Source organism: Streptomyces sp. NBC_01750, assembly GCF_035918095.1.
Classification (GTDB): Bacteria; Actinomycetota; Actinomycetes; order Streptomycetales; family Streptomycetaceae; genus Streptomyces.
This window is the reverse complement of sequence record NZ_CP109137.1, coordinates 4801268-4822248: the sequence shown is the minus strand read 5'-3', so window position 1 is coordinate 4822248 and position 20981 is coordinate 4801268. Positions and strand designations below refer to the sequence as shown.

Below are 20981 nucleotides of genomic sequence, written 5' to 3'. Positions count from 1 at the left end.
CCCGGCCCGCCGGTAGGACCAGCTCACGCAAGAACGGTCGTCGGCCCGATGCGCGGTCGAGCTCGCGCACCGGCTCATTCAGTTCGCGGGGATTCATGAAGTGGCCGTGGCCGGGAGGTCAGGGCGGGTCGGCGGGTGGCCGGTCGCCGATCGCAGCGTGAGAACCATGGTGAAGCCCCCACCAGGGGTGTCTTCTGCGGTGAGCGTGCCGCCAATGGCTTCCGCGAAGCCGCGGGCGACGGCGAGGCCGAGGCCGACCCCGGCGCCGCGTGGAGCGTCTCCGTAGCGCTGGAAGGGCGCGAAGATTCGGTCCTTGGCCTCGTCGGGGACGCCCGGACCGCGGTCGACGACGCGTACTTCGACGCGGTTGGCGATTGCGCTGGCCGACACCAGCACCGGTTCGCTTTCGGGGCTGTATTTGACGGCGTTCTCGACGATGTTCGCGACCGCCCGCTCTAGGAGGCCCGGGTCGACGGAGACCATCGGGAGGTCTTCCCGGATGTCGAGGACGACGCTGTCTTCCGGTACGCCGCCGAGTGCCATCGGCACGACCTCGTCGAGGTCGATCTCGCGGATGAGCGGGGTGACCGTGCCGGTCTGCAGCCGGGACATGTCGAGGAGGTTGCCGACCAGGTTGTCGAGGCGGTCGGCGCCTTCCTCGATGCCGGCCAGCAGTTCGGCGCGGTCTTCCTCGGACCAATCGATGTCGTCGGAGCGCAGGGAGGTCACCGATGCCTTGATGCTTGCCAGCGGGGTACGCAAGTCGTGGCTGACGGCGGCGAGCAGGGCCGTGCGGATGCGGTTGCCCTCGGCGAGTTCGCGGGCTTGCTCGGCCTGGCCGACAAGGCGCTGGCGGTCGAGTACGACGGCGGCCTGGGCGGCGAAGGCGGCCAGCACGCGGCGGTCCTCGGCGGGCAGGGCACGGCCGGAGAGGGCCAGCGCCATGTGGTCGCCGACGGGCATGTCCACGTCCGCGTCCTCGGGGCGCTCGAGCGGCGGGGTATTTCCGACGCTGCCCGTGCAGGTCCATGGCGCGACGTCGCTCTCCCGCTCCAGCAGCGCGACGGATTCCATGTTGAAGGTCTCGCGCACCCGGTCGAGGAGCGCCTCCAGACTCGTTTCGCCGCGCAGCACGCTGCCGGCCAGGAAGGAGAGGATCTCGGACTCGGCGCGCAGCCGGGCGGCCTGGTGCGTACGCCGGGCCGCGAGGTCAACGACGGAGGCGACCGAGACCGCCACCGCCACGAAGATCACGATGGCGACGATGTTCTTCGGGTCGGCGATGGTCAGCTTGTGCAGTGGCGGAGTGAAGTAGTAGTTCAGTAGCAGCGACCCGAAGGCAGCGGAGGCCAGCGCCGGAATCAGCCCGCCGACCAGGGCCGCCGCCACTGTCAGCGTCAGGAACAGCAGCATGTCGTTGGCCAGGCCGACGTCGGGTGCGACGCCATTGAGCAGGAGGGTCAGCAGGGCGGGGCCGGCGACGCCCACGAGCCAGCCCCAGATGATCCGTGAGCGGCCGAGACGCGCTCCGCGGGCCACCGGGAGTCCGCGGCCCTTGGCTGCCTCTTCGTGGGTGACGATGTGTACGTCGAGGTCGGGTCCCGATTCGCGGGCGACGGTGGCACTGACGCCGGGGCCGAAGATGTACTGCCACGTCCTGCGGCGGCTGACGCCGAGGACGATCTGGGTGGCGTTGACGCCGCGCGCGAATTCGAGCAGAGCGTTCGGTACGTCGTCGCCTATGACGTGGTGGAAGGTGCCGCCGAGGTCCTCGACCAGGGTCCGCTGGACCGTGAGCTCCTTGGGCGACGCGGAGGTCAGGCCGTCGCTGCGGGCGATGTAGACGGCGAGCACCTCGCCGCCGGCGCCCTTCTCGGCGAGCCGGGCGGCGCGGCGGATGAGGGTGCGTCCCTCGGGTCCGCCGGTGAGTCCGACGACGATGCGCTCGCGGGCCTGCCAGGTCGTACGGATGTTGTGCTCGCCGCGGTACTCCCGCAGGTACTCGTCGACCCGGTCGGCGACCCAGAGCAGGGCCAGCTCACGCAGGGCGGTCAGATTGCCCGGGCGAAAGTAGTTGGAGAGGGCCGCGTCGAGCTTGTCCGGCTTGTAGATGTTGCCGTGGGCCATCCTGCGGCGCAGCGCCTGCGGGGACATGTCGACCAGCTCGATCTGGTCGGCCCGGCGCACCACCTCGTCGGGGACGGTCTCCCGCTGCCGTATGCCAGTTATCGACTCAACAACATCACCGAGGGACTCCAGATGCTGGATGTTCACGGTGGAGATGACGTTGATCCCGGCGTCGAGGAGTTCCTCGACGTCCTGCCAGCGCTTGGCGTTGCGCGAGCCGGGGACGTTGGTGTGCGCGAGCTCGTCGACGAGGGCGACAGCCGGGTGGCGTTCCAGGACCGCGTCCACGTCCATCTCGGTGAAGACGGTGCCCCGGTAGTCGATCTCACGCCGCTGGATCTGTTCTAGGCCGTGCAGCATCACTTCGGTGCGCGGCCGGTCGTGGTGCTCCACGAAGGCGACCACACAGTCGGTGCCGCGTTCGATACGGCGGTGCGCCTCGGACAGCATCGCGTACGTCTTGCCGACGCCCGGTGCCGCACCGAGGTAGATCCGAAGCTTGCCGCGTCCCATGGGTCCGATCTTCGTCGTCGAGGGGCTGGGGGCTGGTACCAGGGTCTCCACGATCACGACGGACTGCCGGACCGCGCAGACTTCACATCTCGAAGCGGTAGCCCATGCCGGGCGCCGTGATGAGGTACCGGGGGTGCGAGGGGTCTGCTTCGAGTTTGCGCCTCAGCTGGGCCATGTAGACGCGGAGGTAGTTGGCCTGCGTGCTGTAGGTGGGACCCCACACTTCTTGCAGCAGTTGCTTCTGGGTGACAAGGCGCCCGCGATGGTGGATCAGTACTTCCAGCAGGTGCCATTCGGTCGGGGTGAGGCGGACATCGCGGCCGCCGCGCTTGACCTTCTTCGCCAGCAAGTCAACGGTGAAATTGTCGGTGGTGACGGTCACCAAGTCTTCGGTGGGCGGAACTGCCTCCGTGCGGCGGGATGCGGCCCGCAGCCGGGCCAGGAGTTCGTCAATGCTGAAGGGCTTGGTGATGTAGTCGTCGGCGCCCGCGTCGAGCGCCTCGACCTTCTCGTCCGAGGTCCGGCGGGCGGAGACCACCAGGATCGGCACCCGGGTCCAGCCGCGAAGCCCCTTGATCACGTCGATGCCGTCCATGTCGGGCAGCCCGAGGTCCAGCAGCACGACGTCCGGGTGGCGCGCGGCGGCCAGCCGAAGCGCCGTTCCTCCGTCGGGCGCGGCGTCCACCTCGTATTTGCGTGCCTTGAGATTGATCTCAAGAGCCCGTACGAGCTGTGGCTCGTCCTCCACCACCAGCACCCGGGTCATCGGCGTGCCGCCTTTCTGTTGTGCGTGAGGAGCGTGTCGTCCTGAACTGGGGCGGGAGCCGACGGCTCGAGGAGTCTCCTCGAGCCGTCGGCTCCCGCCCGCCTGCGTAGGACGCTCACTTCTCGGTGAGTGCCTTGAGTGCGATGTTGAGCTTGAGGACGTTCACCGTGGGCTCGCCGATGAAGCCGAGGATCCGGTCGTCCGTGTTCTGCTCCACGAGCCTCTCAACCTGCTTGACGTCGAGTTTGTTCTTCTCGGCGACACGGTGGACCTGGATCTTCGCGTAGGCGGGCGAGATGTGCGGGTCCAGGCCGGAGCCGGAGGAGGTGACGGCGTCGGCCGGCACGTCCGAGGGCTTGACCTTGTAGTCGGCCGTGGAGTTGTCGTCGACCACGGCCTTCTTGGCGGCGATGACCCAGTCGTACAGGCCGTCCTCGTCCTGGCTGACGCCGTTGTCGCCGGACCGGTTGGTCGCGCCGGACAGGATCAGCGAGTACTGCGTGTTGACGCTGTTGGCGCCGAGGCCGTTGGACGGACGCGGCTGGAACCACTTCAGGTCGGGACGGGCCGCCTCCTCCGCGTCGTCCGGGTCCTTCTTCGGCAGGTTGTAGGTCTGGCCGATCAGCTCCGAGCCGACGACCTTGCCGCCGGACTTGATCTCGGAGCCGTTGGCCTTATCGCTGAAGAGGGCCTGGGCCACCCCGGTGACCGCGAGCGGGTAGAGGATGCCGGTGACCACGCTCAGGACGAGCAGGGCACGCAGCGCTGCCCCGACCAGCCGTGCCGTGCTGCTGACAGAGTTGTTCATGGCGATCAGCCGATTCCGGGGATGAGGGAGATGATCAGGTCGATGAGCTTGATGCCGATGAACGGCGCGATCAGGCCGCCCAGGCCGTAGATCCCGAGGTTGCGGCGGAGCATCTTGTCCGCGCTGGTCGGCCGGTACTGCACGCCCCTGAGGGCGAGCGGCACCAGCGCGATGATGATCAGCGCGTTGAAGATGACGGCCGACAGGATCGCCGACTCCGGAGAGGACAGCTGCATGATGTTGAGCCTGTCCAGGCCCGGGTAGACCACCGCGAACATCGCCGGGATGATCGCGAAGTACTTCGCGACGTCGTTGGCGATCGAGAACGTCGTCAGCGCGCCCCGGGTGATGAGGAGTTGCTTGCCGATCTCGACGATCTCGATCAGCTTGGTGGGGTTGGAGTCGAGGTCGACCATGTTCCCGGCCTCCTTGGCGGCCGAGGTGCCGGTGTTCATGGCCACGCCGACGTCCGCCTGGGCCAGCGCCGGGGCGTCGTTGGTGCCGTCGCCGGTCATCGCGACGAGCTTGCCTCCGGCCTGCTCGCGCTTGATCAGCGCCATCTTGTCCTCGGGCGTGGCCTCGGCGAGGAAGTCGTCCACGCCCGCCTCCTCGGCGATCGCCCTGGCGGTCAGCGGGTTGTCACCCGTGATCATGACGGTCTTGATGCCCATCCTGCGCAGCTCGTCGAACCGCTCCCGCATGCCGTCCTTGACGACGTCCTTGAGGTGGATGACACCCAGGATCCGAGCGCCCTTGTCGTCCTCGACTGCGACCAGGAGGGGCGTGCCGCCGGCTTCGGAAATCTTGTTGGCGGTCGTGTCGGCGTCGTCGGCCACCTGCCCGCCGTGCTCCTTGACCCAGGCGAGCACCGAGCCGGTCGCGCCCTTGCGGACCTTGCGGGCCTCGCCGTCCTCGGAGAGGTCAACGCCGGACATACGGGTCTGGGCGGTGAAGGCCACCCAGTCGGCGTGCGCCAGCTCGCCCTGGTGGCGCTCGCGCAGCCCGTACTTCTCCTTCGCCAGGACGACGATGGAGCGGCCCTCGGGCGTCTCGTCGGCCAGCGAGGAGAGCTGGGCGGCGTCCGCCAACTCGGCCTCGGTGACGCCCTTCACGGGTACGAACTCGGCGGCCTGGCGGTTGCCGAGGGTGATGGTGCCGGTCTTGTCGAGCAGCAGCGTGGAGACGTCGCCGGCGGCCTCGACGGCGCGGCCGGACATCGCCAGTACGTTGCGCTGCACCAGCCGGTCCATGCCCGCGATGCCGATCGCGGACAGCAGCGCGCCGATGGTCGTCGGGATCAGGCAGACCAGCAGCGCGATCAGCACGATCATCGTCTGCGGAGCGTCCGCGTACTTGGCGAACGGCTGCAGGCTCACGACCGCCAGCAGGAAGACGATCGTCAGCGAGGCGAGCAGGATGTTCAGCGCGATCTCGTTGGGCGTCTTCTGCCGGGCAGCGCCCTCGACCAGGTTGATCATCCGGTCGATGAAGGTCTCGCCCGGCTTCGTCGTGATCTTGATGACGATGCGGTCGGACAGCACCTTCGTACCGCCGGTGACGGCCGAGCGGTCGCCGCCGGACTCCCGGATGACCGGAGCGGACTCGCCGGTGATGGCGGACTCGTCCACGCTCGCGACGCCCTCGACGACGTCACCGTCGCCGGGGATGATGTCGCCGGCCTCGCAGACGACCAGGTCGCCGATGCGCAGCTCGGTGCCGGGCACCCGCTCCTCGGTCCTGCCGTCCTTGGCGAGACGGCGTGCGACGGTGTCGGTCTTGGCCTTGCGCAGGGTGTCCGCCTGCGCTTTGCCGCGGCCCTCGGCCACGGCCTCCGCCAGGTTGGCGAAGATCGTGGTCAGCCAGAGCCACGCGGTGATGGCCCAGCCGAACCAGTCGGTCGGGTCCAGACACGCGAAGATCGTGGTCAGCACCGAGCCGACCAGGACCACGAACATCACCGGGGACTTGATCATCACCCGGGGGTCGAGCTTCTTGATCGCGTCCGGCAGCGACTTGACCAGCTGCTTGGGGTCGAAGAGACCCGCGCCGACGCGTCCGGCGTCCGGCTTGTGCCCGGTGGGCACATCACTGTGCGGCGCCCGGGTCGGAGTGGCGGTGGACATGGAGCCGGGCTCCTCTTGCTTCTTCACGTTGGTGGTCATGACGCCAGCCCTTCGGCGAGCGGACCCAGCGCCAGGGCCGGGAAGTAGGTCAGACCGGTGATGATCAGGATCGTGCCGACCAGCAGACCCGCGTAGAGCGGCTTGTCGGTCCGCAGCGTGCCTGCAGTGGCGGGGACGGGCTTCTGCTCGGCGAGCGAGCCCGCCAGCGCCAGCACGAACACCATCGGCAGGAACCGGCCGAGCAGCATCGCGAGACCGATGGTGGTGTTGAACCACTGCGTGTCGGCGTTCAGGCCGGCGAACGCGGAGCCGTTGTTGTTGGCGCCGGAGGTGTAGGCGTAGAGGATCTCGGAGAAGCCGTGCGCACCGCTGTTGGTCATCGAGTCGGCCGGGGTCGGCAGAGCCATCGCCGCGGCGGTGAAGCACAGCACCAGCGCCGGGGTGATGAGGATGTAGCAGGCCGCCAGCTTGATCTCGCGGGTGCCGATCTTCTTGCCCAGATACTCGGGCGTACGGCCGACCATCAGGCCCGCGATGAACACCGCGATGATCGCCATGATCAGCATGCCGTAGAGGCCGGAACCCACACCACCGGGAGCGATCTCACCCAGCTGCATGCCCAGCAGGTTGAGGCCGCCGCCCAGGCCGGTGTTCGACGAGTGGAACGAGTTGACCGCGCCGGTGGAGGTCAGCGTGGTGGAGATCGAGAAGATCGCCGAGGTGCTGATGCCGAAGCGGACCTCCTTGCCCTCCATCGCGCCGCCCGCGGCCTCGAAGGCCGGACCGTTGCCCGCGAACTCCGTCCACATCATGAGCAGGACGAAGCCCAGCCAGATGGTGGCCATCGTGGCGAGGATCGCGTATCCCTGCTTGATACTGCCGACCATCTTGCCGAAGGTGCGGGTCAGCGCGAACGGGATCAGCAGGATCAGGAAGATCTCGAAGAGGTTCGAGAAGGCGTTCGGGTTCTCGAAGGGGTGGGCGGAGTTGGCGTTGAAGTAACCGCCGCCGTTGGTGCCCAGCTCCTTGATGGCCTCCTGCGAGGCGACCGCGCCACCGTTCCACTGCTGAGAGCCGCCCATGAACTGACCGACCTCGTGGATCCCGGCGAAGTTCTGGATCGCGCCGCACGCGACCAGCACGATCGCGCCGATCACCGAGATCGGGATCAGGATGCGGACGACACCTCGGACCATGTCGGCCCAGAAGTTGCCCAGCTCACCGGTGCGGGAGCGGGCGAAGCCCCGCACAAGGGCCACCGCGACAGCGATGCCGACGGCAGCGGAGACGAAGTTCTGTACCGCGAGGCCGCCGGTCTGCACGACGTGCCCCATGGCCTGCTCGCCGTAGTACGACTGCCAGTTGGTGTTCGACACGAACGACGCGGCGGTGTTGAACGCCTGGTCCGGGTCGATCGAGGAGAAGCCGAGCGAGCCGGGCAGCGAGCCCTGGACGCGCTGCAGCAGGTAGAGGAAGAGGACGCTCGCCGCAGAGAAGGCGAGGACGCCGCGCAGATAGGCGGGCCAGCGCATCTCGGCATTCGGATTGGCGCCAATGGCCTTGTAGATCCACTTCTCGACACGCAGGTGTTTGTCGGAGGAGTAGACCTGGGCCATGTAGTCGCCCAGCGGACGGTATGCCAGCGCCAGCGCGGCGATCAGCGCGAGCAGCTGGAGCACACCAGCGAGGAACGGGCTCATGTGAGTGCTCAGAACCTCTCCGGCTTGACGAGGGCGAGGACGAGGTAACCCAGCAGGGCGACGGCCACGATCAGGCCGACAATGTTCTCGGCACTCACAGCTTCGCCACCCCCTTGGCGATGAACGCCACCAGCGCGAAAACCGCGATCGTGGTGACGACGAAGGCCACGTCGGCCATCGAGAGCTCCTGGAAGAGGTTCGGAAATTTTCGGGCTCCTAGAGGAAAGCTCCTTTCCGAGCGGACACGCCCGCCGTTGACGAGTCCCTTACGGCCATTGACGCCGCTTTGACGGTTCTCTTACGCCAACCCTTCCGACCTGTGAAGACATCGGCGTGCCTCACCCGTGCGAGAGAGCAGGACCCCCTGGCCACGCCGGTTTCCGGTCACCTGGGGTGTCCGTCCGGTGCGGCTGTACACCCGTCATCAGGGCATCCAGCCCGCGGCGTGTCGTAACCAGGACCAGGTTTCGTACCGGCCACCGGGGCCACCCGCGGCTGAGGTGCCCGCTGGATCTGGAGGACGCGCGGCTCGCGGATGTGTGACGTTCAGCGGAACTCCGCCAGTCGCGGACGCAGGCCGAGCACCGTCAGCGCTGCTGCCGCGACCAGCGCGCCGCCGGTCGCGGGGAGGAGCCCCGAGATCGTGTCCCGCCCGTCGCGCACCGATGCGTCGAAGTGAGTCCCTTTGATGTCGGTCACTTTGTCGAGCGCGTCCATCCAGGCGCCGAAGTGGGCGTTGGACTTGTCCGGACCCCAGCTGATGCAGAACTCGACGGCATCCCGTTCCTTGCCCTGGGCGACGAGGGCGCGGATGGTGCGGTCGTCCCTCATCGCGGCGCGCGCTGACTGATTTCCGCACGCCGCCGCGACCGTGCGTCCTTACACGTCGAGTCACTCGTCCAGTTGTGCGCGAATGAGCGTGTCGAGTCGCTGCCATGCTGGGGACGAGGCGTTGACCGTGCCCTGGATGAGGCCAGGAATTTCGGAGGCCACATCCAGCCCGGGCAGTTCGTCGGGTCCGTAGCGTTCCCGAGTCGCCTCGGTGATCCGGCGGGCGAGGTCGTCGATGCGGGGATCGTCGGCGTCGAGGTCGTGTGCGTGGTCGTAGTCGCGGAAGAGCTGCCGTAGCGCCGGGTCAGCCAAGCTATCGGCTTGGTCGTGAAACAGGGTGATCGCGTGGTCCGGGTGGGTGGCGAACGCGAGGATCCACAGGTCGCGTTGCAGGTCCACCCATCGAGGCGTGAATCCCCAGCGGGCCAGGTCCTCCAGATAGGCACCAACCTCGGTGGGCAGCGGTGCGAGCCGCCCGGCGGCGAGCTGGCGCAGGCGTCCCTGCGTTGTCTGCAGGCCGCCGATGCGGGCGGTGAGCTCGTCGTCAATCTCGCGCAGCGCCTGCTGAAGCTCCTCGTCGATCGCTGATCTCAGGTCCCTGATACGGGCCAGGGGGACGCCGGCTTCTGCGAGCGTCCGGATCTTGATCAGTTCGATGGCGTCGCTCGCGCCGTACCGCCGGTAGCCGGACGCATCGCGGTCGGGCTCGGGGAGCAGTCCCTTGTCGTGATAGACGCGGATGGTCTTGATCGACACTCCGACGTACCTGGCCAGCTGCCCGATGGTGATCACCCGGCCATCCTTCCACTTGACCCTTCCCCTGGGGCAGGGTTGCACCATGGGGTTATGGCGAACATGAATGCCGATCGGGAGACGCTGCGCGAGCTGGCCGATGAGGGCAATGAGACGGCTTTGGACCGGCTGGCCGATCTCGCCGACGCAGACGGCGACCTCGGGGAGCTGAGCGAGCTGTTGGACGAGGGATCCATGCACGCTGGGTTCCTGCTCACTCGACGCGCGACCGCGACTGGCGACCTGCGCGAGCTGCAACGGATCTCCGACGCCGGGTACGACGAGGCCGGCAACGAGCTGGACCGGCTGCTGAAGACACCGACCGACGGGCATGGCGACTGAGCATCTGACCGGCCGCCGTAGCGGCGCTGCAGGGGCGGCAGAGTCGCCCAGCGCCTCCGGAGCCAGACACGAAAAGCGTCGATGCGAGTGCGTCCCGGCCGCGGCCCCCCTCGTGGCTGCGGGCCGGGACGCCCCTCATGGCGTACGACCGGAATGTGGCCTGTTTCGGCTTCAGTCCGAGCCCCCGCCTCCGGACTGCGCGCGGTACCGGCTGTGATGGTCACGCGCCCTCCAACCTCACACCACGGACGGTCGCCCGTTCTCCCGCGCCGATCAGTCTCGGTCAATTTCGATCACAGAAGGCGTACGTTGACACTGCCCTGATGCCTATTCAGCGCTTCTTGACGCGGGCTTGACGACGATGCCGAGGAACCGTCAGAGGGCCGTAAATTCCTCAGGCTTCAGGCAATTCAGCGGCCGCGTGCGGCCTAGATTTCTGGTTGGCCGCTCAAGGGCGCGCAGACGTCAGTGGCATGACAGCACCCGAGGTACATCCCCGGTCGCGCCCTTCTGTGGCGGAAACGCGGCGGCGTCTCCCCGCGCCGCGTCCGCGCGCAGCCTTGCCGGTGCCAGGGCGCCCCGGCACCGGCAAGGCCAGCGCTCATCAGTCTCCTGCCGGCTCGCCCGGTCCTCGCTCTGCGGTGTCCGGCCTCATCAGAAGGTTCCGCGATGCTTCCCGCTGCCGCTCAACAGGCTCCGACGGCTCCGAGGGGCCGGGCTCCAGGAATGGGGCCGGAAGCCCGGCCGCCCCGCCGGCGCAGTCGGCCGGGCGGCCTTTTCGATCCCGTACAGCTGCTGAAGTCCTTCCCGGACGCCATCCGCAAGCTGCACCCGCGGGCCCTGGTCAGGAATCCGGTGCTGTTCGTCGTCGCCGCGGGATCGGTGCTCACCACGCTCTCCGCGCTGTTCCACCCATCCGTCTTCACCTGGGTGATCAGCGTCTGGCTCTGGCTGACGGTCATCTTCGCCAATCTCGCCGAGTCGGTGGCAGAGGGCCGGGGCAAGGCTCAGGCGGAGTCGCTGCGCAAGGCGCGTACGGACACGGTCGCGCTGCGGCTGCGGAGTTGGCGCGTCGGGATGGACCTGAGGCGCGCCGAGACGGAGGCCGTCGCCGCGACCGACCTCCAGCTCTTCGATTTCGTAGTGGTGGAGGCGGGCGAGCTGATCCCGGCGGACGGGGATGTCGTCGACGGGGTTGCTGCGGTCGACGAGTCGGCTGTCACCGGCGAGTCCGCCCCGGTCATCCGTGAGTCGGGCGGCGACCGCTCCGGCGTCACCGGCGGTACGACGGTGCTCTCCGACCGCATCGTCGTACGGGTCACCTCCCGCCCCGGGCATTCCTTCCTGGACCGGATGATCGCCCTGGTCGAGGGCGCGTCCCGGCAGAAGACCCCCAACGAGATCGCCCTCAATATCCTGCTGGCGGCCCTCACCATCGTCTTCGTACTGGTGGTCGTGGCACTCCAGCCGATGGCTGCCTACGCGAACGCCGCCCAGTCCACGACCGTGCTGGTCGCCCTGCTGGTCACCCTGATCCCGACCACCATCGGCGCACTGCTCTCCGCCATCGGCATCGCCGGGATGGACCGGCTCGTGCAGCGCAATGTGCTCGCGATGTCCGGACGCGCTGTCGAGGCCGCCGGCGACGTCAACACCCTCCTGCTCGACAAGACCGGCACCATCACCCTCGGCAACCGCGAAGCCGCCGACTTCGTACCGCTGCCCGGCATCGACGAGCTGATCCTGGCGGACGCCGCCCAGCTCTCCTCGCTGGCCGACGAGACACCCGAGGGCCGCTCCATCGTCGTCCTCGCGAAAAGGAAGTACGGGCTGCGGGCCCCGGCCGAGGGAGAACTGAGCCATGCGCAGTTCGTGGAGTTCAGCGCACAGACCAGGATGAGCGGGGTCGACCTTTCCTGGGACAACGGCGCCGCCTGCCACATCCGCAAGGGAGCCGCAGCCCAGGTGATCGACTGGGTGGAGATGCGCGGAGGCCAAGTCCCCTCCGACGCACGTTTGTTCACCGACTCGATCGCCGCCTCCGGCGGCACCCCCCTGCTGGTGGCGGTGCACGACTGGGACGGGCCGCGCGTCCTGGGTGTCATCCACCTCAAGGACGTCGTCAAGGACGGAATCCGCGAACGCTTCGCCGAGCTGCGCCGCATGGGCATCCGTACGGTCATGATCACCGGCGACAACCCGCTCACCGCGCGCGCCATCGCCGCCGAGGCGGGCGTCGACGACTACCTCGCCGAGGCCACGCCCGAGGACAAACTCACCCTCATCAAACGCGAGCAGGCCGGCGGCAAGCTCGTCGCGATGACCGGCGACGGGACCAACGACGCGCCCGCGCTGGCACAGGCGGACGTCGGCGTCGCGATGAACACCGGCACATCGGCCGCCAAGGAGGCCGGGAACATGGTCGACCTCGACTCCAACCCCACCAAACTCATCGAGATCGTCCAGATCGGCAAGCAACTCCTCATCACCCGGGGCGCGTTGACCACCTTCTCCATCACCAATGACGTCGCCAAGTACTTCGCGATCATCCCGGCCATGTTCACCAGCGCCTATCCGGGCCTCGAAGCGCTGAACATCATGGGCCTGCACAGCCCGACTTCAGCGATCACCTCCGCGATCATCTTCAACGCCCTGATCATCGTGACGCTCATCCCGCTCGCCCTGCGCGGCGTGCGCTACACCCCGGCGTCCGCCCACGACCTCCTGAAGCGCAACCTCGCCGTCTACGGCCTGGGCGGCCTGGTCCTGCCGTTCCTGGGCATCAAGCTGATCGACCTGCTCGTCTCGACGATTCCAGGTCTGGGCTGACCCTCGTCAGAGGGTCGTCAAGGACGACCCGCGGCTCTTGAGTCCATGCCCGCATGCCAGTTGTATGGACGATGTGAACAGCAGCCTGCGCCATGACGACCGGCCACCGAATACGGTGCCGCCGGTCTCGCGCGCTGCTCACCTGCCGGTGCGGTGACGCACTCGCCTGCGGCCGTCTGACGGCGGCCGCTTCCTCAGCCGTACACCCCGCTCGCTGACGAGCCGTACGTACGCACTTACACCCCTTCGCACGGCCGATGCCCCTGCGTCCTCCCTGCCTCGGGAAGTCGGGGGGACTCTCAGCCGTGCCCGTTTCCAGGAACTGATCATGTCTTCTGCATCCCTGTCCGGACGTACCGTTCTGGTCACCGGAGCCACCTCCGGCATCGGCTGGGAAACCGCGCGGCAGCTCGCCGAGCGCGGCGCCACCGTCCTCGTCCACGGCCGCACCGCCGAGGAAGCGCAGGCCGCGACCGACCGGCTCATCGCCAGCGCCGGGATCGATGCGGCCCGCCTGTGCCCGTTCGCCGCCGACTTCACCCGGCTCGAAGAGGTCGAGTACCTCGCCCACCGGGTCGTCCAGGAGCATCCGCATCTGGACGTCCTGGTCAACAACGCGGGCATGGCGGCCCCCGAGCGGCACACCGTGACCGCGGACGGCAACGAGATCGCCTTCCAGGTCAACTTCCTGGCGCACTACTTGCTCACCAACCTGCTGGAGCCTGCCCTCACCATGGGGCATCCCCAGCTCGAAGAGCGAGGGGAAGAGCCCGGCGGACGGGTCGTGAGCGTCTCGTCCTCGCTGCACCGCACCGCATCCATCCAGTGGAACGACCCCAACCGCGCCCGCAGCTACTCCCGGCTCGCCGCCTACGCCCAGTCACAGCTGGCGCTCACCGTCTTCGCCGCAGACCCGCGCGTGACCGCCGTCTCCGTCCACCCCGGCATCTGCGAGACCGCCCTGCTGCCGCTGTACGCCCACCGTGGCGCCACCGCCGCCGAGGGCGCCGCGCACGTGGTGCGGCTGTGCGACCCGGCCACCGAGATCGTCAACGGCGCCTACTACGACCGTGACCAGCGCGTCGACCCCGCCCCACTCGCCATCGAGGCGCGCACCATCAAGCGCCTCAACAAACTCGCCTCCCTGCTCGTCGGCCAGAACACCTGAAGGAGAAGACAGCCATGTCCAAGCGCGCCCGCAAGAAAAAGGCCCGCCGCAAGAGGAAGGCCAACCACGGCAGCAGGGCCGGCCAGCGCTGACCACCCCGCGGGGCGGCCCCTCCCGGGGCCGCCCCGCGACCGATACAGGGGACTCTCCGTGATCGAGCTCTCGACCCAGCAACTTCCCGCCTTCGCCCGGTGGTTCCCCGCCGGGGCACCGGGTCCGGCGGCCATGGCGGAACATGCTCTCACCACCGGCACCGGCCGCTGGTGGGCCGACCAACCTGTTCAGCCACGGGCCGCCGCCGTCGCCTGCGCCGACCACGTGCTGCTGCGCGGCGAACCGACCGCCCTCACCCCGGCCGCCCTGGCACCGCTCGCGGGCAGCTATGTCGAGGCACCCTCGCGGTTCCTGCCGGTCCTGGGCGCGGCCTTCGACCGGGTCGTGCCGTGGGAACGCATGGTGTACGTGCACCGCGCACCCGTACTGGCACCCCGACTGCAGCGGGGCGTAACGGTACGCCGACTGGTGCCCAGCGACGCTCCGGCGCTCGCGTCACTCACCGAGCTCGGCACCAATGCAGCCTGGATTCACTCCAGTTGGGGCGGCCCGGTCGGCCTCGCCGCCTCCGGTCACGGCTGGGCCGCCTTTCACAAGGGCAGGGTCCTGGCTGTCGCCTGCACCTACTTCCTCGGCAGCACATACGAGGACATCGCCTGCGCCACCGCCCCCAACCGCCGACGTCAGCACCTCGCCCTCGCCTGCGTCACCGCCCTGTGCGCGGACATCTCCGCCCGCGGCCGCACGGCGAGCTGGTCCTGCTCGCGCGACAACCGTCCCAGCCGCCTGCTGGCCTGGACTGCGGGCTTCAGGCTGGAGCGCGAGTACGTCCACTACCTCACCGGAAATCCCGCGGCGCGGAGCCTGGCGGGCGGCAGAATCCCGGCATGAGCTACGAGCCCGTGGTACGCAGACTGACCGCCGACGAGGAGTAGTTCACGATCCACTACACGGTGACCCCGCCCCTGCCGAACGGGGACGACGAGCCTCCCGTGCTGCTGTCGCTGCAGGCGGAGGACGACCTCGGCAACGAATACCTCGTCGGGGGCGGTGCCTACGGCACCGCCCCCGACGGCTCGTACACCGACGGCAGCATCACCGGCCAGCCGGCGCCCGCAGCAGGGGCACGTGTCCTGCGCGTGCGGATCACCTTCCTGCGCGGCGGCGAGGAGTTCCCGTACGAGCTGACGCTGCCCCTGCCGTGACAGTCCGGGAGGCTCTTACAAGCGGAACCGCAACCGGCAGATCACCGCGTCCGTATCGCGGCGCACCGCATGCGCGACGACAGCACCACGCTGGTTCTGCAGCACCCGCTGCCACAGACGAGCCGGTTCGACCTCGGGGATGAGCACGGTGATCCGGGTCTCCGGATCGGCGGCTGCCAGCTCGCGTACGTAGGCGGCCATCGGGCGGCCGACGGTGCGGCGGGCCGAGGGAACGCGGACCAGCGGGACGCCCGGGTTCCACAGGTCCCAGTCCCGCTCCAGGGCTTCAGTCTGCTCACGGTCCTCGGGGTCGGGGTGGCAGACCGTCACCGCGCGCACCTCATCGCCGAGAGACACCGCGGCGGTCAGGGCCTCGCTGGTGAGCCGGGTCAGGGAGGAGACCGGAACCAGGACCAACGACCGGTCACGGCGCGGGGGTTCGGGGATGCGGCCGACGCCGAGGCGTTCGCCGATCCTGCCGTACGCACGGTGGATGCATTCGAACCCGGCGACCAGCAGCGGCAGGGCGACCACGATCAGCCAGGCGCCGTCGTGGAACTTGGTGGCGGTGACGACGACCGCGCTGACTCCCGTGAGCAGCGCGCCCAATCCGTTGAGCACCGCCTTGCCTGCCCACTTGGGGCCGCGCACCTGGCGCCAGTGGATGACCATGCCGGTCTGCGCGATGGTGAAGCCGACGAAGACACCGATCGCGAAGAGCGGGACGAGGGTGTTGGTGTCGCCGCCGGAGAAGAGCAGCAGCGCGGCGGAGACGGCCGCGAGGGTGAGGACGCCGTGGCGGTGGACCTGCCGGTCGGCCTTGAGGCCGAAGACGTGCGGCAGGTAGTTGTCCCGGGCCAGCAGCTTGAGCAGGACCGGGAGGCCGCCGAAGGAGGTGTTGGCGGAGAGTGCCAGCAGAACCATGGTGGCGAACTGGATGACGTAGAAGGCGAGATTGTGGCCGAAGGACGCGTCGGCGAGCTGGGCGAGCACGGTGACGCCCTCGACCGGCTGCAGCCCGAATCGGGAGATGAGCACGGACAGGCCGATCAGCATCACGCCGAGCAGCGCGCCGAGCGCGACTTCGGCATGCTGGGCGCGGCGGGCGGCGGGGGCCCGGAAGGACGGGACGGCGTTGGCGATGGCCTCGACGCCGGTCAGTGCCGAGCAGCCCGAGGCGAAAGCCTTGAGAAGAAGCAGCGCGCCGATGGTGGTGGCGTTGTCCGCGAGAACGGAGGCATGGCCGGCGGCCGCCTCGGTGCTGACCGGTGCGTCGCGGAACAGCCCGATGACTATGAGCACCAGGATCGAACCGATGAACACGACGGTCGGCACGATGAAGACGCGCGCCGAGTCGACGATCCCGCGCAGATTCACCGCCGTGATCAGCACGAGGACCAAGAGGCACAGCCACAGCCGGTCGCCGTACAGCTGCGGGAAGGCGGAGGTGAGCGCGGCCACGCCCGCGGTGACCGCGACAGCGACATTGAGGACGTAGTCCAGGACCAGGGAAGCGGCCGCGACGAGGCTGGTACGGCGGCCCAGATGCGCCTTGGCGACCGCGTAACTCCCGCCGCCGTCCGGGAAGGCGGCGATCACCTGCCGGTACGAGGCGACGAGCACCGCCAGAAGTCCTGCGATGGCGAGCGTGACGGGGAGCGTGAAGCCCAGCCCGTAACCGCCGGCCGCGGCGAGGACCAGGACGATGGCCTCGGGCCCGTACGCCACCGAGGCCATCGCATCGAGTGAGAGCGCGGCGAGGCCGGTGACAGCGGTGAGCTTGTGACGTGCGCCGGTATCCGGCGGTTCCTCTGCGCTAGGCGCACTGCCGGTCTCGGTGGTCAGGACGGACATGCGGGTGGCTCCTTCGTTCCAGGTCCGCTCAGGGTGTGCCCGTATCCGGCCGGTCGCGCCCGGCGCTGGCGCGTTCTTGTCGCGAGATGGCCGTGTCTTCACGAATTTTTGACGAGAGCCGTCAGGAGGGCGTCAAAGCTGACCGACACCGCGTCAGTGGTTCATCAATGAGCCGGGCGCGGACCGTCGGCGCCCCTAGCGTCAGTTGGTATGGGACGGCGCATCACACGATCCGTTCCGGGGCGCGCCGCCGCCGACCGGGCGGAGCCCCCCGGAAAACACGCTTCCGATGACGGCTGGGCAGGTGATCTGCGGGCCGCGATCGGCTGCGCCACGTCGCTCGTCGCGATGCTGCTGCTGGTCGACGGAATCTCCGGCGGCCTCACCACCCCGCGCGCCGTCCTGTGGGCGGCGCTCGCCGTCCTGCTCTTCGTGCTGCTGCTGCCGGCACGGGTGACGGCCGGCGAGGGCTGGCTGGCCTCGCGCGGACTCCTGCGTGAGCGGTGCGTGCAGACCGACCGCCTGGTGGCGGTGCGCTGGTCCGACGGCGTCGCACAGCGGTTGGTTCTGCGTGACATGGACGGCGCGCGCGTCGAACTGGATCCGCGGGTGCTCATCGCCAATCCCCAGCTGTGGCGTCTGCTGGACGCGGGCGCCCGTGTCTCACTAGGGCGAGGGACGCTGCTGTGCGGCGCTACCGCCCTGAAGCAGCTTTCGCGGCGGATCGACGACGAAACGGCCCAGGCGGTCTTCAAGGTCTCCGGCCTGGAGTAGCGACAGCCGGCCCCCGTGGGTGCAATTGCGCCATATGTACGAACCCTAGGGGAATCCTAACGAGTTCTTGACGCCCCTCACGCCATCCGAGTCATGCCTTTGAGCGAGTGTGGCGGCTTACGCTCACGCCGTGTTCAACGTGACAGGGATTCTCAAACGGCTGGTCATCGGCCGGGCCAGGCGCAGCGAGGAGCTGGGCGAGACGCTGCTGCCCAAGCGCCTCGCCTTGCCGATCTTCGCGTCCGACCCGTTGTCCTCGGTGGCTTATGCCACGCAGGAGATCCTGCTGGTCCTCACGCTGGGCGGCCTGGCCTATCTGCATTTCACGCCGTGGATCGCGGCTGCGGTCGTGGCGCTGATGACCGTGGTGGTGCTCTCCTACCGCCAGGTGGTGCACGCCTATCCGAGCGGCGGCGGGTCCTACGAGGTCGCCTCGACGAACCTGGGCCCGTCCGCCGGTCTGGTGGTCGCCGCCTCGCTGCTGGTCGACTACGTGATGACCGTGGCCGTCTCGGTCGCCTCCGGCGTGGACAACATCATCTCGGCGGTGCCCGAGCTGGCCGACCAGCGGGTGCCGATGGCGCTCATCTTCGTCGCCCTTCTGACCGCGATGAATCTGCGCGGTGTGCGCGAGTCCGGCAGGCTGTTCGCCACCCCCACGTACATGTTCATCGGCGGCGTGCTGATCATGGTCGGCACGGGCCTGTTCCGCTACCTGCTCGGTGACGCGCCGGTGGCCGAGAGCGCCGCGTACGGCGTCGAGCCTGAGCCCGGGGACGTGAACCTGACCGGCCTGGCCCTGGTGATGCTGGTCCTGCGCGCGTTCTCCAGCGGCTGTACGGCACTGACCGGTGTGGAGGCGATCTCCAACGGGGTACCGGCCTTCCGCAAGCCCAAGTCCCAGAACGCCGCGACCACCATGGCCGCGATGGGCATCATCGCCATCACCATGTTCGTCGGCGTCACCACCCTCGCGATCGTCGCCAAGGTGCACATCGTCGAAGACCCCTGCCGGCTGACCGGCCTGACCGACTGCGACAGCTACACCCAGCGCACCGTGATCGCCCAGCTCGCTGCCTCCGTCTTCGGCGGCGAGAACAGCGTCGGCTTCTACTTCATCCAGGCCGCCACCGCCCTGGTGCTGATCCTCGCCGCGAACACCGCCTTCAACGGCTTCCCACTGCTCGCCTCGATCCTCGCCCAACACCGCTACCTGCCGCGCCAACTCCACAACCGCGGCGACCGGCTCGCCTTCTCCAACGGCATCCTGGCCCTCGCTGTCGTGGCCGGACTGCTGCTGTGGGCGTTCAAGGCCAACGTCACCAACCTCATCCACCTCTACATCCTGGGCGTGTTCACCTCCTTCACGCTCTCCCAGACGGGCATGGTCCGGCACTGGAACCGCGAACTGCGCACCGAGACCAACCCCACCGTCCGCCGCCGACACCAGGTGACCAGGATCATCAACGCCACCGGCGCGGTCGTCACCTGCCTGGTCCTGGTCATCGTGCTGGCCACCAAGTTCACCCAGGGCGCGTGGCTGGCGGTGCTCGCCGCGATCGTGCTCTTCGTGATGATGCGGGGCATCCGCCGTCACTACGACGCCACTTCCGCCGAACTCGCGGTCACCGACCCACGCGTCGAGATGGTGCCGCCCTCCCGGGTGCTGGCCATCGTGCTGGTCTCCACCATCCACAAACCCACCCTGCGTGCGCTCGCCTACGCCCGCGCGTTCAGGCCGGACCGACTGGAAGCCCTCACCGTCGCGGTGGACCGCGACGCGTCCAGCGCGCTCCAACGGCAGTGGGAGGACTACGGCATCGAGGTTCCGCTCAAGGTCCTCGACTCCCCCTACCGCGAGATCACCCGCTCCGTCGTCGAGTACGTCCGCTCGATAAGACGCGAAAGCCCGCGCGACGTGGTCGCGGTCTTCATCCCCGAGTACGTCGTCGGCCACTGGTGGGAAAACCTGCTGCACAACCAGTCCGCGCTATGGCTCAAGAGCCGCCTGCTCTTCACCCCGGGCGTCATGGTCACCAGCGTCCCCTGGCAGTTGACCTCCTCCGCCCGCGCCGACCACCCGGCCGCCCGCGCCCCCGGCGCGGTCCGCCGCGGAGAGCCCACCACGCCCCAGAAGGACGGTGACGTCAGCACGCACCGGTAACCGACCCGGCCTCACTCATCTGGACTTCCCGAGGGGCGGGGTACCGGCAACACGGCTATGCCGGATGCAGCGGCTCTTAAGGGAAGCAGCTCTCGATCACACGCGATCGCCCGGCGTGAAGAAGCCCGAGCGGCGCTCGGGGTACGGAGTGTTGCCCGACCCCGGAGCGAAGCTGCTTTCATCCCGCGCAGTTCGCGGATGAAACGCGTCAGAATCCGGCTCTCGGCTGGATCTTCTGGTAGCTCCTCGGAAGCATCTGATCGTTGCGGTGGGAAGGCCACCGCGATACGGACACGATGCTGGAGCGGGCAGCGCGAACAGGAGCTCAGGTCGCACCCGAGACGGCAAGCGCGCTGCGAGTAGACGCGCATCCGTCTCGTCGTGGATCGCTTCGCGATCAGCGCCACATCATCCAGCAGCCCTCACGGTTGGCCACGCACCATCGAGTGCTCCCGCAAACGCGATCCCGAGATGATTTCCGCGGACGCATGCCTCTCCACCGAACCGCGTCACATCGACCCCACTGACGAGCGAAGACTCTACCCGTGCCACTACGTGCCAGTCACGGGGGTACACAGCGGTCAAGAGAGGCACTCTACGGCTGCGGCGGAACAGCGTCCGCCAGAACCATTTTCGCTGGTCAGATAGATATTGACCACTGAAGTCCCGGGTGATTCCCAAGCTCAGAGCGCGGGTTCGATTCCCGTCACCCGCTCCAGAGTGAAACCCCAGGTCAGTGGCCTGGGGTTTGTTCGTTGTCTAGTCCAATTCGAGGGTGGCGTGCCCTCCGCGCGCCCTAAGTCGAGGTCAATTGGACCTTCAGGGGCCCCGCGGGTGCGAGTCGAGGCACTGCAGGGTGGGATCGTCTCAAATGGCGAGGCGGACTTTCGGTGACCTGCGTCACATGTTGAGCAAATGCCACTAAAGTCGC

16 protein-coding genes are annotated in these 20981 nt (G+C 68.4%); 7 read left to right on the top strand and 9 right to left on the bottom strand.

Annotated elements, in window-relative coordinates; translation table 11 throughout:
- Window positions 1–93: 93 nt before the first annotated feature.
- The 8 genes from OG966_RS21770 to OG966_RS21735 form a co-directional block, all read right to left on the bottom strand.
- Window positions 94–2640, bottom strand: a complete 2547-nt coding sequence (locus tag OG966_RS21770; protein ID WP_326651429.1) for a sensor histidine kinase KdpD — start codon at window positions 2638–2640, stop codon at window positions 94–96.
- Between the two features lie 82 nt (window positions 2641–2722).
- Window positions 2723–3406 (bottom strand): response regulator, encoded by a 684-nt coding sequence (locus OG966_RS21765; RefSeq protein WP_326651428.1) that lies wholly within the window; start codon window positions 3404–3406, stop codon window positions 2723–2725.
- Window positions 3407–3521: 115 nt separating this feature from the next.
- Window positions 3522–4214, bottom strand: a complete 693-nt coding sequence (locus tag OG966_RS21760) for a potassium-transporting ATPase subunit C (RefSeq protein ID WP_326651427.1) — start codon at window positions 4212–4214, stop codon at window positions 3522–3524.
- A gap of 5 nt (window positions 4215–4219) precedes the next feature.
- The gene (gene kdpB / locus OG966_RS21755) at window positions 4220–6376 is read right to left on the bottom strand and encodes a potassium-transporting ATPase subunit KdpB (protein WP_326651426.1); all 2157 of its coding nucleotides are present in this window, start codon (window positions 6374–6376) and stop codon (window positions 4220–4222) included.
- Window positions 6373–8037: a potassium-transporting ATPase subunit KdpA gene (gene kdpA, locus OG966_RS21750; protein ID WP_326651425.1), complete on the bottom strand. Its 1665-nt coding sequence runs from the start codon at window positions 8035–8037 to the stop codon at window positions 6373–6375. Before kdpA ends, kdpB (OG966_RS21755) begins: the two co-directional genes overlap by 4 nt.
- Before the next feature lie 8 nt (window positions 8038–8045).
- Complete coding sequence (kdpF, locus tag OG966_RS21745) at window positions 8046–8135, bottom strand: K(+)-transporting ATPase subunit F (protein ID WP_326651424.1); 90 nt, start codon at window positions 8133–8135, stop codon at window positions 8046–8048.
- A 448-nt stretch (window positions 8136–8583) separates the two neighbouring features.
- Complete coding sequence (locus OG966_RS21740; RefSeq protein WP_326651423.1) at window positions 8584–8868, bottom strand: hypothetical protein; 285 nt, start codon at window positions 8866–8868, stop codon at window positions 8584–8586.
- 60 nt (window positions 8869–8928) lie between these two features.
- The gene (locus OG966_RS21735) at window positions 8929–9660 is read right to left on the bottom strand and encodes a MerR family transcriptional regulator (protein ID WP_326651422.1); all 732 of its coding nucleotides are present in this window, start codon (window positions 9658–9660) and stop codon (window positions 8929–8931) included.
- 54 nt (window positions 9661–9714) lie between these two features.
- On the opposite strand from OG966_RS21735, the gene OG966_RS21730 reads away from it, so the two are divergent.
- The 5 genes from OG966_RS21730 (at window position 9715) to OG966_RS21710 (ending at window position 15258) form a co-directional block, all read left to right on the top strand.
- On the top strand, window positions 9715–10002 hold the full coding sequence (locus tag OG966_RS21730) for a hypothetical protein (protein WP_326651420.1): 288 nt from the start codon (window positions 9715–9717) through the stop codon (window positions 10000–10002).
- Window positions 10003–10671: 669 nt separating this feature from the next.
- Window positions 10672–12831, top strand: a complete 2160-nt coding sequence (gene kdpB, locus OG966_RS21725) for a potassium-transporting ATPase subunit KdpB (RefSeq protein ID WP_406731343.1) — start codon at window positions 10672–10674, stop codon at window positions 12829–12831.
- A gap of 328 nt (window positions 12832–13159) precedes the next feature.
- Window positions 13160–13999: an SDR family NAD(P)-dependent oxidoreductase gene (locus tag OG966_RS21720; protein WP_326651418.1), complete on the top strand. Its 840-nt coding sequence runs from the start codon at window positions 13160–13162 to the stop codon at window positions 13997–13999.
- Between the two features lie 150 nt (window positions 14000–14149).
- Window positions 14150–14944, top strand: a complete 795-nt coding sequence (locus tag OG966_RS21715; protein ID WP_326651416.1) for a GNAT family N-acetyltransferase — start codon at window positions 14150–14152, stop codon at window positions 14942–14944.
- A gap of 62 nt (window positions 14945–15006) precedes the next feature.
- Window positions 15007–15258, top strand: a complete 252-nt coding sequence (locus tag OG966_RS21710; RefSeq protein WP_326651415.1) for a hypothetical protein — start codon at window positions 15007–15009, stop codon at window positions 15256–15258.
- 15 nt (window positions 15259–15273) lie between these two features.
- Here OG966_RS21710 and OG966_RS21705 read toward each other — a convergent pair whose 3' ends face one another.
- On the bottom strand, window positions 15274–17112 hold the full coding sequence (locus tag OG966_RS21705; protein ID WP_326651414.1) for an APC family permease: 1839 nt from the start codon (window positions 17110–17112) through the stop codon (window positions 15274–15276).
- A 210-nt stretch (window positions 17113–17322) separates the two neighbouring features.
- Between OG966_RS21705 and OG966_RS21700 the strand changes: the two genes are divergently transcribed.
- Window positions 17323–17886 carry a hypothetical protein gene (locus OG966_RS21700; RefSeq protein WP_326651413.1) on the top strand — a complete coding sequence of 188 codons (564 nt, stop codon included), beginning with the start codon at window positions 17323–17325 and terminating at the stop codon, window positions 17884–17886.
- A gap of 130 nt (window positions 17887–18016) precedes the next feature.
- The gene (locus OG966_RS21695) at window positions 18017–20050 is read left to right on the top strand and encodes an APC family permease (protein ID WP_326651412.1); all 2034 of its coding nucleotides are present in this window, start codon (window positions 18017–18019) and stop codon (window positions 20048–20050) included.
- Window positions 20051–20981 lie beyond the last annotated feature (931 nt).